14 protein-coding genes are annotated in these 15,522 nt (G+C 59.8%); 8 read left to right on the top strand and 6 right to left on the bottom strand.

Translation table 11 applies throughout. The features are described from left to right. Positions 1–49: 49 nt before the first annotated feature. Complete coding sequence (locus tag AB8818_RS08635) at positions 50–1,486, bottom strand: MFS transporter (protein ID WP_192983335.1); 1,437 nt, start codon at positions 1,484–1,486, stop codon at positions 50–52. Between the two features lie 107 nt (positions 1,487–1,593). Between AB8818_RS08635 and AB8818_RS08630 the strand changes: the two genes are divergently transcribed. From AB8818_RS08630 to AB8818_RS08620, 3 genes are all read left to right on the top strand, one after another. Continuing rightward, positions 1,594–2,463, top strand: coding sequence for a helix-turn-helix transcriptional regulator (locus tag AB8818_RS08630; protein WP_192983332.1), 870 nt, complete (start codon positions 1,594–1,596; stop codon positions 2,461–2,463). A 138-nt stretch (positions 2,464–2,601) separates the two neighbouring features. After that, complete coding sequence (locus AB8818_RS08625; protein WP_192983329.1) at positions 2,602–2,931, top strand: type II toxin-antitoxin system RelE/ParE family toxin; 330 nt, start codon at positions 2,602–2,604, stop codon at positions 2,929–2,931. Then, positions 2,912–3,199: a helix-turn-helix transcriptional regulator gene (locus tag AB8818_RS08620; protein WP_192983327.1), complete on the top strand. Its 288-nt coding sequence runs from the start codon at positions 2,912–2,914 to the stop codon at positions 3,197–3,199. The genes AB8818_RS08625 and AB8818_RS08620 overlap by 20 nt, the downstream gene beginning before the upstream one ends. A gap of 36 nt (positions 3,200–3,235) precedes the next feature. Here the strand turns inward: AB8818_RS08620 and nfsB are convergent, their stop codons facing one another. The 3 genes from nfsB to AB8818_RS08605 all read right to left on the bottom strand — a co-directional run bounded on the left by nfsB (position 3,236) and on the right by AB8818_RS08605 (position 4,958). Then, the gene (gene nfsB, locus AB8818_RS08615; RefSeq protein WP_116341365.1) at positions 3,236–3,889 is read right to left on the bottom strand and encodes an oxygen-insensitive NAD(P)H nitroreductase; all 654 of its coding nucleotides are present in this window, start codon (positions 3,887–3,889) and stop codon (positions 3,236–3,238) included. 120 nt (positions 3,890–4,009) lie between these two features. Then, positions 4,010–4,378: an MmcQ/YjbR family DNA-binding protein gene (locus AB8818_RS08610; protein ID WP_163330525.1), complete on the bottom strand. Its 369-nt coding sequence runs from the start codon at positions 4,376–4,378 to the stop codon at positions 4,010–4,012. Continuing rightward, positions 4,368–4,958, bottom strand: a complete 591-nt coding sequence (locus tag AB8818_RS08605; RefSeq protein WP_371199864.1) for a TetR/AcrR family transcriptional regulator — start codon at positions 4,956–4,958, stop codon at positions 4,368–4,370. The genes AB8818_RS08610 and AB8818_RS08605 overlap by 11 nt, the downstream gene beginning before the upstream one ends. A 189-nt stretch (positions 4,959–5,147) precedes the next feature. Between AB8818_RS08605 and AB8818_RS08600 the strand changes: the two genes are divergently transcribed. Both AB8818_RS08600 and AB8818_RS08595 read left to right on the top strand, forming a co-directional pair. Continuing rightward, positions 5,148–6,251: a RomA family MBL fold metallo-hydrolase gene (locus AB8818_RS08600; protein ID WP_192983322.1), complete on the top strand. Its 1,104-nt coding sequence runs from the start codon at positions 5,148–5,150 to the stop codon at positions 6,249–6,251. Positions 6,252–6,283: 32 nt separating this feature from the next. Further along, complete coding sequence (locus tag AB8818_RS08595; RefSeq protein ID WP_028012253.1) at positions 6,284–6,625, top strand: RamA family antibiotic efflux transcriptional regulator; 342 nt, start codon at positions 6,284–6,286, stop codon at positions 6,623–6,625. A 56-nt stretch (positions 6,626–6,681) separates the two neighbouring features. On the opposite strand, the gene AB8818_RS08590 is transcribed toward AB8818_RS08595, so the two are convergent. Further along, on the bottom strand, positions 6,682–6,930 hold the full coding sequence (locus tag AB8818_RS08590) for a DUF1158 domain-containing protein (RefSeq protein WP_163330522.1): 249 nt from the start codon (positions 6,928–6,930) through the stop codon (positions 6,682–6,684). 488 nt (positions 6,931–7,418) lie between these two features. Between AB8818_RS08590 and AB8818_RS08585 the strand changes: the two genes are divergently transcribed. The 3 genes from AB8818_RS08585 (at position 7,419) to AB8818_RS08575 (ending at position 14,445) form a co-directional block, all read left to right on the top strand. Then, positions 7,419–10,127 (top strand): cation-transporting P-type ATPase, encoded by a 2,709-nt coding sequence (locus AB8818_RS08585; protein ID WP_192983319.1) that lies wholly within the window; start codon positions 7,419–7,421, stop codon positions 10,125–10,127. Between the two features lie 109 nt (positions 10,128–10,236). Next, on the top strand, positions 10,237–11,301 hold the full coding sequence (locus tag AB8818_RS08580) for an efflux RND transporter periplasmic adaptor subunit (RefSeq protein ID WP_192983316.1): 1,065 nt from the start codon (positions 10,237–10,239) through the stop codon (positions 11,299–11,301). 9 nt (positions 11,302–11,310) lie between these two features. Next, positions 11,311–14,445 carry an efflux RND transporter permease subunit gene (locus tag AB8818_RS08575; protein WP_192983313.1) on the top strand — a complete coding sequence of 1,045 codons (3,135 nt, stop codon included), beginning with the start codon at positions 11,311–11,313 and terminating at the stop codon, positions 14,443–14,445. Here the strand turns inward: AB8818_RS08575 and AB8818_RS08570 are convergent. Continuing rightward, positions 14,396–15,517 (bottom strand): YbdK family carboxylate-amine ligase, encoded by a 1,122-nt coding sequence (locus tag AB8818_RS08570; protein WP_116341349.1) that lies wholly within the window; start codon positions 15,515–15,517, stop codon positions 14,396–14,398. The two genes, AB8818_RS08575 and AB8818_RS08570, sit on opposite strands and share 50 nt — an antisense overlap. Positions 15,518–15,522: the final 5 nt, after the last annotated feature.

The following is a 15,522-nucleotide window of genomic DNA, read 5'->3' as shown; positions in this document are numbered from 1 at the left end:
TTGCAGCCCCATAATGGCGGCTGCGGATCTATTATGCAAATTCGCGGGCTTATTTGGTGGCCTGGCAGACCTTCACCACCGGCAGGCACAGCCTGCGACGCATACGAATTGTCGCCAGCGCCAGGATAACCATCAGGCCGGTTTCTACCGCCAGGAAAAGGTTAATCGCCTGCGCGTAATTTCCGTGATAATTCTGCAGCCCGTGTAGCAAAATCGCGCCGAAAATGGCCGGGCCCAGCCCCAGCGCGGCCTGCTGCAGCGTGCTGAGAATGGCGCTCGCGGCCCCCGCGTCATCGGGCTGAATATCGCGCATCCCGATGCGGTAAAAGCTGTTTACAATCAGCGCCTGGCCGTAGCCTACCAGCCCGGTGGCAGGCGCCAGCGTCAGCGCAGTATTTTGCAATCCCCAGTAGCGGAACGTGACGATCAGCGCCAGCAGGCCGATTATCTGTATTGCCAGACCCGTCAGCAGAATCGTGCTGGTGCTGTAGCGGGCAATCAGCCTCGGCGCGAACCATGCGGAGATAAAATAGGTCACGCCAAGGGCGATAAAACTGTTCCCGGACTGCCACGGCGCCATCCCCAGCCCGGTCTGCATGGTCAGCGCCATGCAGAACATAAACCCGGACCAGACGCTGAAAAAGAGCAGCGCAATCACGATGCCAAAGCGAACGCTGCGAAGCTGAAGCAGACGCGGCGGGATCAGTGGATGGGCATTCCCACGCTCCTTTTTGCGCGCATTCTGCGCCATCAGCCAGGCCAGCGGAATAATGACAAGAAGCATAACCTTCAGCGACCACGGCCAGTGCTGCTGTGGGCCGAGCGCCATCGGGAACAGCAGACAGCAAAGAATGATGGCCAGCAGCACGGTGCCCGGCCAGTCGATGCGCGACGGCGTCTCACGGCGGGTTTCCGGCACGTAGCGGCGGCTTAACGCCAGCACCAGCAGACAAATCGGCACGTTGATAAAGAAGGCGTTACGCCAGCCCAGCCCGGCGATATCCGCAGACACCAGCCAGCCGCCGCCCATCTGGCCCACGATAAACGCAATCCCGCCGATGCCGCCAAACAGGCTTATGGCTTTCGCGTGGGCGCTGCCTTTTAGCGTGACGTGCAGCGTCGCGAGAATCTGCGGCATAATCAGCGCTGCCCCCGCGCCCTGAACGATGCGCGCGGTCAGCAGCTGTTCAATGTTTCCCGCCATCCCGCACAGCAGCGAGGCCAGGCCAAAAACTGCCACGCCCCACATAAACAGGCGACGGCGGCCAAGGTTATCCCCCAGCTTGCTGCCGAGCGCGAGGCAGACGGCAAAGGCCACGCCGTAGAGGGCGACAATCAGCTCCAGCTCGGTGGCGGTAGCCTGCAGTGAATGGGTGATAGCGTCCAGCGCCACATTGGTGATTGAGGTATCAATCATGGGCAGCATCTGGCCGGTCAACAGCAGTATCAGGCCTGCGCGGCCCGGTGAAACAACTGACGTATTCATGGTAACTCCATTGCGTCATTCATCAGATGGTCGTAGCATCAACCATCTGATAAACGGGTACCAGTTCTTGCTTATACTGGTACTGGCACTACCATGCAGGGGGATTTATGGCCTTGATGTCTGAACCCGTCGCCTCACATCAGGATGACACCCGAAAACAGCTGGGGGCATTTTTACGCGCCCGGCGGGAAAGCCTCGATCCGCAGCGTCTCGGCCTGCCGCGCAGCGGTCGGCGCCGCACGCCGGGCCTGCGCCGGGAAGAGGTGGCGATGCTCGCGGATGTGGGCGTGACCTGGTACACCTGGCTTGAGCAGGGCAGGGACGTCAAACCGTCCAGCACGGTGATGGCCGCCGTGGCGAAAGCCCTGCAGTGCACCCCAACCGAAACCCGGCATCTGTTTGTGTTAGCCGGATTGCCGCCGGGTGAAGCGCCGCAGGCGGTCTGCTGCGAGGGCATCAGCGAAGGCACTCGCCGCCTGCTCGATACCCTGATGCCAAAACCCGCCAGCATTCAGAAGCCCAACTTCGACATCGTGGCGTGGAACGACAGCTTCGGGCACCTGATGGGTGTTGATTTCAATGACATCCCGCCGGAAGACCGCAACTGTATTTACCTGTTCCTCACCCATCCGGCGTGGCGCGCGCGTCTCGGCAGACGCGACGACGTGCTGCCGATTTTCGTTTCCTATTTCCGCGCGGCGATGGCCGAGCACCGGGGCGACCCGCTGTGGGAAGCCAAGCTGGCGCGCTTCTTCGCGGTGTCGGAGGAGTTCAAAACCCTGTGGCACCAGCGCAACGACGTGCGCGGCGTGGAGAACCAGCTCAAGCTCTTTACCCATCCAGAACTGGGTGATTTTACGCTGCAGCAGATGTACTGGTACTCCGCGCCGCGAAACGGATCGCGGCTGCTGGTCTATTTACCGGTGGATGAGGCGGGGGAACGGGCAATGGAATGGCTGGCGGAGCAGGGGAAATAAGTTTTTTGCGAGGCGCTTTCAGGGAATCAACGAGGATCCGGTACGACCGGATAAAAGCAGGTAAGGTAAGTCACGAAAGGCAAAATTAGCCTTTAATGCAAATTGCCTTATATGCTAATATCATCAGGGATGAAAACCGTGTTCAGACTTATTGTCCATGAGGCGGTCAGGGAAGAGATTCTCTTACTGCCTGCTGGGGTGCAGGCGAAGCTGATTCGCCAGCTTGATAAATTGCGCATAAACCCGACGGTTCTTCGGGAACCTGACAGCAAACCATTGCCGCATGGCCTGTTTGAAATAAGGACCGTTGGGCTGATCCATACCCGAGGTCTCTATGTTTACCAGCGGGAAAAGACGATTTTTCTTTTGCGCGTATTTGTGAAGAAGACGCAAAAAACACCCTCAGCTGAACTCCGTCTGGCATTGAAACGACAACAGGAGATGTTGGATGAGCAAGAAGATTATTGACTGGGACGCACTCAGAGCTGAACTATTAAGCGATTCGGAGGTTCAGGCCGCCTTTGACGCGGAAGAACGTAAGGAGCGCCTGCGTGAGATGCTGGCGCAGTGGCGTAACCAGGCTGGCCTGACGCGCGCGCAGGTGGCGGAGTTGATGGGCGTCAGTGCACCGACGGTCTCCCGAATGGAGGCCAATATCACTCGGGCGAGTCTGGACACATTAACGCGTTATGCGCTGGTGTGCGGGGTAAAGCATCCGCAAATTACGCTTTATTGAAAACGGGCACGCCTGAAGCGGGCGTGCCTGTAATGATCAGCACTCGGTCACAATCGTGCTCAGCGGCAGGCGAGACTTCGGCAGCGTGGCGTTGAAATCTTCCACGCTGTGATGCCCAACCGGCACCACCACCAGGCTGGTGAAGCCTTTCTCTTTCAGGCCAAACTCTTCGTCGAGAATAGCGGCGTCGAAGCCTTCGATTGGCACGGCGTCCAGACCCAGCGCACCCACGCCCAGCAGGAAGTTACCGACGTTCAGGTAAACCTGTTTCGCCATCCACTGGTCGTCATCTTTCAGATCCACGCGGTGCATATCGGCAAAATAGTGGCGTCCTTTGTTATTGGCCGCTTTCGCTTCCGGCGTGTTGAAACGACCATCCGCCTCTTCCTGATCGACAACGCGCTCCAGCCAGGCGTCGTCCATCGCGGTTTTCGCGCAAAATACCACCACGTGAGAAGCATCCAGCATTTTGCGTTCGTTGAACACATAGGTGCCCGCGGCGGATTTCGCCACGCGGGCTTTACCTTCCTCGGTGCTGGCCACAATGAAGTGCCACGGCTGGGAGTTGGTGCTGGATGGGCTGTACTGCAGCAGGGTTTTGATTTTTTCCGCTTCTTCAGCGGTCAGTTTTTTGGTTGGGTCGAACGCCTTGGTAGAGTGGCGTTTCAGGGCGACAGAAATGATATCCATAACTACTCCTGGTAATGAAATTCGCCCGTGCGCGGGCGCGAAAGGAGAGCAGATTACCGCGCGAAGCCGCAAAAGATAAGTGCGATTCGAGCGGTTATACTGTTCGGCACAGACGAACAGTCAGGCTGGGCGTATCCACTTCTGGTCTTTTTTCGGCAGCTTATCGACAACGAGATTCCACGAGTCCGCGATCAGGTCGGCGACCAGTTCAGGCGTGATGTCGTCGGTGCCGTAAAGCGAGATCCAGTGTTTTTTATTGAGGTGGTAGCCCGGCTCAACGCCGCGATAAATCTGCTGATTTAACAGGGATTTTTCCGGGTCGGATTTCAGGCTAACGTGGGGCCTGCCGTGTGCGGTGGCCATCAGCATAAAAATTTTCCCGCCCACCTTAAACACGTCGTACTCGGGGCCAAACGGCCAGCAGTGTTCGGTGAAAGGCATCTCCAGCGCGACGCGTTTCGCGTGTGCTTGCAGAGAGTTACTGTCCATCGCTATCCTCCTGAGCCAGCCCGCGCCACATAGCTTCAAAACCCAGCGCTTTAAAATCGACGGCACGGGACGGATCGCGGGTGGCAAACTCCATGGTGGTTTCCGCCAGCGATAAGAAAAGCGCATCGCCAAACGTTTTAAATTCATCGGACATAAACACCGGGCGCACCGAGCGGCGGCACAGCTCGTGAAGTTCCGGGAACATCTCCTTCACCGCCTGTTCCGTTTCGGTGCTCAGCTTTTCACTGACGCCAATCTGGCGGATTGCCGCATGAGAAACGGGGTTACGAATACCCCATTCCACGTAGCTGTTCCAGATATTGCGGGTATGCTCTTTAGGAAGGGTGAGGGTGCGATCGAGGTTCGCCAGCATGGTCTGGCAGAGATCCTGCTTGAGGTGCAGGTAAAGGGCATTCAGCAGGTCGTCTTTAGTAGCAAAGTAGCGAAACAGCGTGCCTTCAGCGACGCCCGCGTTACGGGCAATTAACGCCGTTGAGGCGGCAATACCTGACGGTGCAAATGCCACCGTTGCGGCTTCCAGTAAGGCCTGTTTTTTATCTTCACTCTTCGGACGTGCCACTAAATTTTCCCCCTCTCAATGCTAAAAACCCTGATTGAAACACGTGCTTTGACACGCTGCAACGCGGAATGTCAAAGATCGAAAACGTCTTGACGACTTTATCATCATATCTATAATGAGTGCTTACTCACTCATAATCAAGTTTCCCCCGCGTAAACCATCGGATGGCGCGCGTTTTCGGGTCAGGATATGAAAAAGCCTCTCTTCATCTGCGTGGTGTTCGTCATGATTATTGCTTCAGCTGCGAGTTTACCGTTTGTTCTGAATGCCGGATTTGGCCAGCCGCCGCAGGGTGCGCAGCTTACGGAAGTGGAGGCTTCTCCGCACTATCGCGACGGGAAGTTCCACAACGCGCTTCCGACGCCTGGCTTTACCGGGCAGCAAAACATGCTGGTGGCGTGGTGGCAGTTCCTGACCCGTAAAACCGAAAACGCCCGTCCGGCGCAGCCGTTGCCGCTGGTGAAAACCGATCTGGCGAGCTTGCCTCTGGAGCAGGATACGCTGGTGTGGCTCGGCCACTCCTCGTGGTATATGCAGCTGGCGGGAAAACGCATCCTGATCGACCCGGTCCTCGGCAACTATGCCGCGCCGTTCTCGTTCCTTAATAAAGCGTTTGCGGGAGAGTACCCGTGGCGTGCGGAGAGCATGCCGGAAATCGACCTGCTGATTATCTCGCACGATCACTACGACCATCTGGACTACGCCACCATCCGGTCGCTATTGCCGAAGGTGAAGCGTGTCGTGACGCCGCTCGGCGTGGGATCCCACCTGCGCTACTGGGGAATGAAGCCTGAGATTATCGACGAGCGCGACTGGAACCAGTCGGTGCACATCAGCGATGCGCTGACGGTTCACGTGCTGCCCGCGCGCCACTTCTCCGGGCGCGGCATCAAGCGTGACCAGACCCTGTGGGGCAGTTTTATGTTCGTCACGCCAGAGCAGAAGGTCTACTACAGCGGCGACTCCGGTTACGGCCCGCACTTTAAGGCCATTGGCGAGCAGTTTGGTGAGGTGGATCTGGCCATCATGGAAAACGGCCAGTACGACCAGGACTGGAAGTACATCCACATGTTGCCGGATGAAACGGCGCAGGCTTCGGCGGACCTCAATGCGAAAGCGGTGGTGCCGGGGCATAACGGGCGCTTCGTGCTGGCGAAACACACCTGGAACGATCCGCTGATCCAGCTGGCGCGGGCCAGTAAGGATAAAAATTATCGGCTGCTGACGCCGGAACTGGGTGAGCCGGTTCGGGTGAGCGATAGCATGCAACAGTTTCGTGAGTGGTGGGAATAATGTTGAACCAAGAAACAGAGGGGGAGAGCAGCATGACGATTTCCGCTCAGGTCATTGATACCATAGTCGAATGGATCGATGACAACCTACACCAGCCGCTACGCATCGAAGAGATCGCCCGCCACGCGGGTTACTCCAAGTGGCATTTACAGCGGCTGTTTATGCAGTACAAAGGCGAAAGCCTGGGGCGCTACATCCGCGAACGCAAGCTGCTGCTGGCGGCGCGGGATCTGCGTGAATCTGACGAGCGCGTGTACGAAATCTGCCTGCGCTACGGTTTTGAATCGCAGCAGACGTTTACGCGCATCTTTACCCGCACCTTCCATCAACCGCCTGGGGCATATCGCAAAGAGAACCATAGTCGGGCGCATTGAAATTGACGAAACGTAGGCCGGGAAAGGCATTGCTGCCACCCGGCTTTTTTATTGGCCTACGACGCCAGTGAAAACCAGCGGCGCCAGACGAAACGCAGGATGAAGAATTCAATGGCCCCGAGCAGTAAAAACCACACGCAGAACAGTATGGTGTAGAGCTGGTTCAGATCGACCATATGAAAGGTCTGAACCAGCTTCTGCGCCAGCACCAGACTCAGCGACGGTGCGGGCAGCAGTAAGCAAGAGATGAGGGCCAGCAATAAAATGCCCCCTGCAGTCAGCAGCGATTCCAACGGGTGTTTCATCGTAATGTTAATCGTCAGTTAAAAATGTCATTGTCCGGCATCCTTTAACGTAAAGCAATATCAACCCGCCAGGCCTTTTTTAATTAAATAATTCTCGACACCAACAAATAATGCGCGAAAGGAAATTAATTTAACCATGATGATTAAATTAATTTCGCGCTATGTAAATAAATGTCTGCATCACGAAAATAATTTTACAAACGTATAAGTGCTGTATCCAATTAACGTCGCAATAACAATGGCTGCGACAATGTATAACGTCAGGCGCCGTCCGCGATAAATACCAAACATGGTACCCCCTCGTTTAGGAATGGTTTAGAAATATTTTGTAAAAATCAGCTCGTCGAAATAAATTTAATCAATTTTGAATAACCCAGTGGTAAATATATTGCGGTAGATCAATTTTACCCGCAAGACTTTAAAATCAATTTATTTAAGCCAGAAAGGAATTCAGGCTTCTGTTCACCGGATATTGAAGGAAAAATACGATGACTGAAAAAAAATTCTCCTCAAACATGCCGCCTTCCGGCGGGCTGGCATACCAGCAGACCACAGAGCAGGTGCTTGCCTACGCGCAAAGCCAGGCGAGCGGTCTGGACCGCGCAGAGGCGCAGGCGCGTCTGCAAAAACAGGGCCCGAACGCGCTTCCGGAGAAAAAGGGCAAGCCGGGCTGGCTGCGTTTTCTCGCGCACTTTAACGATGTGCTGATTTACGTTCTGCTGGCCGCTGCGGTATTAACGGCGGTAATGGGTCACTGGGTCGATACGCTGGTTATTTTGGGCGTGGCGGTTATCAACGCCTTGATTGGCCATATTCAGGAAAGCAACGCGGAAAAATCCCTGAAGAGCATTCGTAATATGCTCTCCAGCGAGGCGCGCGTTATTCGCAACGGCAACCATGAAACTATCCCAACGACTGAAATAGTCCCGGGCGACATTATTGTATTACGCGCGGGGGATCGTATTCCGGCAGATATGCGTTTAATCGAAGCGCATAATTTACGCGTGGAAGAGGCGATTCTGACCGGTGAATCTACCGTGGTGGATAAGCACATTAATCCGCTGAGCGGTGAACTGCCGCTGGGCGACCGCACCAATATGGTCTTCTCCGGGACGACCGTCAGCGCGGGCGGCGGCATCGGCGTGGTCACCGCGACCGGTAAGGAGACGGAGCTCGGCCACATCAACCAGATGATGGCGGGTATCGAAAAGCACCGCACGCCGCTGCTGGTGCAGATGGACAAGCTGGGTAAAGCGATCTTCGCCATTATCCTCGCAATGATGGCCGCGCTGTTTGTCTTCAGCCTGGTGTTCCGCGAAATCCCGATGGGCGAGCTGCTGCTCTCCCTGATCAGCCTGGCGGTGGCCTCCGTGCCGGAAGGTCTGCCGGCGATAATCTCCATCATCCTCTCGCTGGGCGTGCAGGCGATGGCCCGCAAGCGGGCGATTATCCGCAAGCTGCCGACGGTTGAAACGCTCGGCGCAATGACCGTGGTCTGCTCGGATAAAACCGGCACCCTGACCATGAACGAGATGACGGTCAAAGCCATTATCACCGCCGACGCCTGCTACCGCGTGGACGGCAACAGCTACGAGCCGGTGGGCAACATCTACCTGGAAGGCAGCGACGAGCCGGTCCACATCCAGCCGGGCACCGTGCTGGAGCAGTACCTGCGCACCATCGACCTCTGCAACGACAGCCAGCTGATTCAGGACGAGCGCGGCCTGTGGGGCATCACCGGTGGCCCGACAGAGGGGGCGCTGAAGGTGCTGGCGGTGAAGGCCAGCCTTGAGCCGGTCGTGACTACGCTGGTTAATAAGATCCCGTTCGACTCGCAGTACAAGTACATGAGCACCCACTACCAGATTGGCGGTGAGGAGCAGATTTTGATCACCGGCGCGCCGGACGTCATTTTCGCCCTGTGCGCCGAGCAGCAGACCCGCAACGGTGCGGAAGCCTTCAACCGCGCGTACTGGGAAAGCGAGATGGAGCGCTATGCCCGTCAGGGGCTGCGCATGGTCGCCGCGGCGTTCAAGCCGGCGAACGGCGAGCAGGAACTGACGCACGACGATCTGAGCCACGGTCTGATCTTCCTCGGCATCGCCGGGATGATGGATCCGCCGCGTCCGGAAGCCATTGATGCGATTAACGCCTGCCAGCAGGCGGGGATCCGCGTGAAGATGATCACCGGGGATCACCCACAGACGGCGATGAGCATCGGTCAGATGCTGGGGATCGCCAACAGCGAGCAGGCGGTCACTGGCTACGAGCTGGAGAAAATGGACGATGCCGCGCTGGCGGAAGCGGCGGTGAAGTATGACATCTTCGCCCGCACCAGTCCGGAGCATAAGCTGCGCCTGGTGAAAGCGCTGCAGGATAAAGGCGAAATCGTCGGCATGACCGGTGACGGCGTGAACGATGCCCCGGCGCTGCGTCAGGCGGACGTGGGCATCGCGATGGGCATCAAAGGCACGGAAGTGACCAAAGAGGCGGCGGACATGGTCCTGACGGACGATAACTTCGCCACCATCGCCAGCGCGGTAAAAGAGGGGCGTCGCGTTTACGACAACCTGAAGAAGACCATTCTGTTCATCATGCCGACCAACCTCGCGCAGGGGCTGCTGATTGTGATCGCGCTGCTGGCGGGGAACATCATTCCGCTGACGCCGGTGCTGATTTTGTGGATGAACATGGCCACCTCCGCCACGCTCTCCTTCGGTCTGGCCTTTGAGGCCGCCGAGCGCAATATTATGCGTCGTCCGCCGCGTCAGACCGGGCAGCACGTGATGGACGCCTACGCCGTGTGGCGCGTGGCCTTCGTCGGCACCATGATTGCCATCGCCGCCTTTGCGCTGGAAGCCTGGCTGGCTCCGCGCGGCCACAGCGCGGAGTTCATCCGCACCGTGCTGCTGCAGATGTTGGTCTGCGCCCAGTGGGTGTACATGATTAACTGCCGCAACACCGAAGGGTTCTCCCTGAACCGCGGCCTGCTGGCGAACAAAGGGATCTGGCTGGTGACGGGCGTACTGTTCCTGCTCCAGGCGGCGATTATCTACCTGCCGTTTATGCAGATGCTGTTCGGCACCGAAGCGCTGCCGCTGCGCTACTGGTTCGTGACTCTGGCGGTGGCGGGCGTGATGTTCTTCGTCGTCGAAATCGAGAAGCGACTGACCCGCAGGTTCCGTAAGGCTGCATAACCTTTTGCCCTCACCCTAACCCTCTCCCACAGGGAGAGGGAACTCTGACCTCCCTCTCCCTGTGGGAGAGGGCCGGGGTGAGGGGAGAAACAACGCTGAGGTAAACCCCATGAAACGCCCACTCCTGTTCGCACTCCTCGCCTGCACCCTGCAACCCGTCTTCGCCTCCGCCATTCCCGTGCGCGTCGCCGCCGTGGAAAAGACCGCCCACGCCGCCGAGCGCCAGATCCCGGGCCGCATCGAAGCTATCCACACCGTTGAGCTGCGCGCCCGCACGGAAGGCGTGATTACCAAAATCCACTTCCGCGACGGGCAGTACGTGAAAAAAGGCGACGTGCTGTTCGAGCTGGACGACGCCGAGCCGCGCGCCGCCCTGCGCCTGGCGCAGGCCGAGGTGAGAAGCGCCGAAGCCACGCTGCGTCAGGCGCAGCAGCAGCTTTCCCGATTTGAAAGCCTGGGCAGCAGCAACGCCATCAGCCGTCACGACGTGGATAACGCCCGCATGCAGCGGGACGTCGCCAGCGCCGCGCTGGAGCAGGCCAAAGCCCGGCTCGACACCCGCAGCGTCACCCTGAACTACACCCGCATCGCCTCGCCGATTGACGGCCGCGTGGGGCACAGCCAGTTCCACGTCGGCAGCCTGGTTAACCCTGCCAGCGGCGTGCTGGTGGAGGTGGTGCAGCTTGACCCGATCCGCATCGCCTTTGCGCTGGAGGAGGGGGCATTTGCTACCAAAGCCGGACAGCATGCCGACATCAGCGCCATGAAGCAGGCCTGGCAGGCGTTAATTGACAGCAACGGCCAGCGCGTCAGCGGCGAGCTCACCTCCGTGGACAACCGCATCGACCCGCGCACCGCCAGCGTGATGCTGCGCGCCGAGTTCGCCAACCCGCGCCATCAGCTCCTGCCCGGTGGCAATGTAAACGTGTATTTGCGCCCGGCAAGCGAACAGCCCGTGCTGACCCTGCCCGCTGCCGCGGTGCAGCAGAACGGCGACGGGTTCTTCGCCTGGGTGGTTAACGCCGACGGCAAGGCTGAAATGCGCCCGCTGAAGATAGCCGGACAGATCGGCCAGCAGTTTCAGATTGCCTCCGGCGTGAAGTCCGGTGAGCGAGCGATTACTGACGGCGCGCAGCGCGTGCAGCCCGGCGCTACCGTCCAGATACTCAACTAAGGAGCCATCATGCTGACGTTTTTCATCAAACGCCCGCGCTTCGCGATGGTGATTGCGCTGGTCATCACCCTGCTGGGGGCCATCGCGCTGAGGATTATTCCGGTGGAGCAGTACCCGCAGATCGCGCCGCCGGTCGTGAACGTTTCTGCCAGCTGGCCGGGCGCCAGCTCGGCCGACGTGGCGGAGGCCATTGCCACGCCGCTGGAGACCCAACTGAACGGCGTCGACCACATGCTCTACATGGAGTCCACCAGTTCGGACGAAGGCACCTACAGTCTGAACATTACCTTTGCGGCGGGCACCGATCCGGACCTCGCCGCCATCGACGTGCAGAACCGCGTGGCGCAGGCCGTGGCGCAGCTGCCGACCGAGGCGCAGCAAAACGGCGTGCAGGTGCGCAAGCGCGCCACCAACCTGATGATGGGGGTAAGCCTTTACTCACCGAATAACACCCATACGCCGCTGTTCGTCAGCAACTACGCCAGCACCCAGGTGCGCGAGGCGCTGGCTCGCCTGCCGGGCGTCGGGCAGGTGCAGATGTTTGGCGCGCGCGACTACAGCATGCGCATCTGGCTGCGTCCGGACCGCATGAACGCCCTGAACGTCACCACCGACGACGTGGCGCAGGCGCTGCGCGAGCAGAACGTGCAGGGGGCGGCAGGCCAGGTTGGCACGCCGCCGGTATTTAACGGCCAGCAGCAGACCCTGACCATCAACGGGCTGGGGCGCTTAAATCAGGCCGAAGACTTTGCCGACATCATCATCCGCGCGGGCGAGATGGGCCAGCTGGTGCGCCTGAAGGATGTCGCCATCATTGAGCTTGGCTCGCGCAGCTACAGCTCGGGCGCGCAGCTGAACGGGCACGACTCCGCCTACCTCGGCATCTACCCGACGCCGTCCGCCAACGCCCTGCGCGTGGCCGACGCGGTGCGCGCGGAGCTGGAGCGCCTCTCGACGCGCTTCCCGGACGACCTGGTCTACGAGGTGAAGTTCGACACCACTTCCTTTGTGGCCGCCACCATTAAAGAGATCGGCGTCTCGCTGGCGCTCACCATGCTGGCGGTGGTTATCGTCGTTTCCCTGTTCCTGCAAAGCTGGAGCGCGACGCTGATTGTCGCGCTCGCCATTCCGGTGTCGCTGGTGGGCACCTTCGCGCTGCTCTACGCGCTCGGCTACTCCGCCAACACCCTCAGCCTGTTCGCCATCATTCTGGCGCTGACCATGGTGGTGGATGACGCCATCGTGGTGGTGGAGAGCGTCGAAACGCTGATGGCGGAAGGGCAGAGCCGCACGGCGGCGACCGCGCTGGCCCTGCGCCAGATTGCCGGGCCGGTCATCGCGACGACGCTGGTGCTGCTGGCGGTGTTTGTGCCGGTTGCGCTCCTGCCGGGGATTGTCGGCGAGCTGTACCGCCAGTTCGCGGTGACACTCTCCACCGCCGTCACGCTCTCAAGCCTGGTGGCGCTGACCCTGACGCCCGCCCTGTGCGCGCTGCTGCTGCGCCCGCGCCCGGAGAAGCCTGCTGCGGTTTATCGCGCCTTTAATCGCGGGCTGGACTCCACGCGCGGTTTCTATACCCGCATCGTGCACGTCTTAAACCTGCGCCCGTGGCTGGCACTGCTGGCCACCGCAGGCGCGGCGGCGGTAGTGGTCTTCAGCTTTATGTCGATGCCAAAAGGCTTCCTGCCGCAGGAGGATCAGGGCTACTTCTTCGCCAGCGTCCAGCTGCCGGAAGCGGCCTCGCTGGAGCGTACCGAAGCGGTGATGACCACGGCGCGCGAACTCATCGCCAAAAATCCGGCGGTGGAGGACGTGATTCAGGTGTCCGGGTTTAACATCCTCAACGGCACCAGCGCCTCCAACGGCGGGTTTATCTCCATCATGCTCAAAGACTGGAGCGAGCGTCCGCCGCTGGACGAGGTGATGGGGAGCCTGCAGCGCCAGTTGCTGGCCCTACCGGAAGCGACCATCATGACCTTCGCGCCACCGACGCTGCCGGGGCTGGGCAACGCCTCCGGCTTCGACCTGCGCATTCAGGCGCATGCGGGGCAGAGCCCGGCGGAGCTGGAGCGCGTGACGCGTGAGGTGCTGGCGAAAGCTAACCAGCATCCGCAGCTGAGCCGCGTGTTCACCACCTGGAGCAGCAATGTGCCGCAGCTGACGCTAACCGTTGACCGCGAGCGCGCCGCGCGCCTCGACGTGCCGGTATCACGAATCTTCAGCAGCCTGCAGACCGCCTTTGGCGGCACCCGCGCTGGGGATTTCAGCGTCAACAACCGCGTCTACCACGTGGTGATGCAAAACGAGATGCAGTGGCGCGAGCGCGCAGAGCAAATCAGCGAGCTGTTCGTGCGTAGCAACAGCGGCGAGCGGGTGCGCCTGAGCAATCTCGTCACCATCACGCCGAGCGTCGGCGCGCCGTTCCTGCAGCAGTACAACCAGTTCCCGTCCGTGTCGGTGAGCGGCTCGGCGGCGGCTGGGGTGAGCAGCAGCACCGCGATGGCGGCGATGGGCGAGATTCTGGCGGAGAATTTGCCTGCGGGGTACAACTACGCCTGGAGCGGCATGTCATATCAGGAGCAGCAGACCGGCAATCAGGCGATATGGATCGTGCTGGCGGCGGTGGTGATGGCGTGGCTGTTCCTCGTCGCCCAGTACGAGAGCTGGACGCTTCCGGCGAGCGTGATGCTCTCGGTGCTGTTCGCCCTCGGCGGGGCGCTGGTCTGGCTGTGGTTGGCGGGCTACGCCAATGACGTGTACGTGCAGATTGGCCTGGTATTGCTGATCGCGCTAGCGGCTAAAAACGCCATTCTTATCGTGGAGTTTGCCCGCGCGCGGCGCATGGACGGGATGGCGATTGTCGATGCCGCAAGGGAAGGGGCCTCGCGCCGCTTCCGCGCGGTGATGATGACCGCCGTGTCGTTCATTATCGGCGTCCTGCCCATGATGCTGGCGACCGGAGCGGGTGCCCAGAGCCGCCGCATCATCGGCACCACGGTGTTCAGCGGCATGCTGGTGGCGACCGTGGTGGGGATTATGTTCATCCCCGCGCTGTTCGTGCTGTTCCAGCGCCTGCGCGAGTGGGGTCACGGCCTTACGGACTCGTCGCCCACAGCTCGCAGTGTTTCTGCACCAGAGAAATAAGCGAGCCGCCGTCGGCGATAAAGTCCCGCATGCGCTGTGCCTCGCTCTTGCCCTGCTTTAACAGCAGGGCGATTTCATTGATTGCGCTGGTCGCGCCGAGCTTCTCGGCCGACGGTGCAACCTGCTCCAGCAGCCACGCAATGTCTTCCGCTACGGTTTTGTGCTCGCCGGTGTGCACGTCCGTCAGGATCCCCTCCAGCCCGTAGCGACAGGCCTGAAAACGGTTAAAGCGGTAGAGCAGAAAATCCTTCTCCTGATGCTTATAAGGTCGTGCGGTTAACAGCCAGTGCGACGTCGCCTGAATAAGCCCGGCGATGTTAATCGCGTGGCCGAGCGTCAGCGGCGTATCCATCACCCGCACCTCCACAGTGCCGAAGTGCGGGCTGGGGCGGATGTCCCAGTGCAGATCCTTAATGCTGTCGATCATGCTGGTGGAACTCAGGCGGCGGAACAGCCCTTCGAACTCCTGCCAGCTGTTAACCCACGGCATCTGGCCGTTATCCGGGAACCCCGAAAAAATGTTCAGTCGCGACGAGGCGAATTTCGTGTCCGTGCCCTGCATATACGGCGAGGCTGCCGCCAGGGCGATAAAGTGCGGCACGAAGCGCGACAGGCCGTGCAGCAGGTAAATCGCGTCGTCCCCGGTTCGACAGCCGACGTGCACGTGCTGGCCGAACACCGTTGCCTGCAAAATCAGATAGCCAAAGCGCTCCAGCGTGACGTTATAGCGCTCGTCGTCGCACACCTCCTGACGCTGCCACTTCTGGAAGGGGTGCGTCCCGCCGCCGCAAATCTGAATATGCTGCTCCGCCGCGGCGCGCAGAATGCTCTGCTGCATCACCGAGAACTGCGCCGCCGCCTGGTCGATGTTCTGGCACACGCCGGTGGCGATTTCGAGCATGCTTTCGGTGATGTCGTGTTTGACTTCGCCGCCTTTGATGTCGTCTTTGACGGCGGCGATAAGCGCGGAGGAGTCCTGGCTCAGATCGTAGCCCGGCGGGTTAACCACCTGCAGTTCGAGTTCGATGCCGAGGGTGAACGGTTCAGAGGATTTAAAATCAGGTAAAGGCATGGCGC

Source organism: Enterobacter sp. KB-280D8 (assembly GCF_041399405.1).
Classification (GTDB): Bacteria; Pseudomonadota; Gammaproteobacteria; order Enterobacterales; family Enterobacteriaceae; genus Enterobacter; species Enterobacter cloacae_N.
The sequence above is the reverse complement of the archived record's forward strand: the minus strand, read 5'-3'. Positions and strand labels throughout refer to the sequence as shown.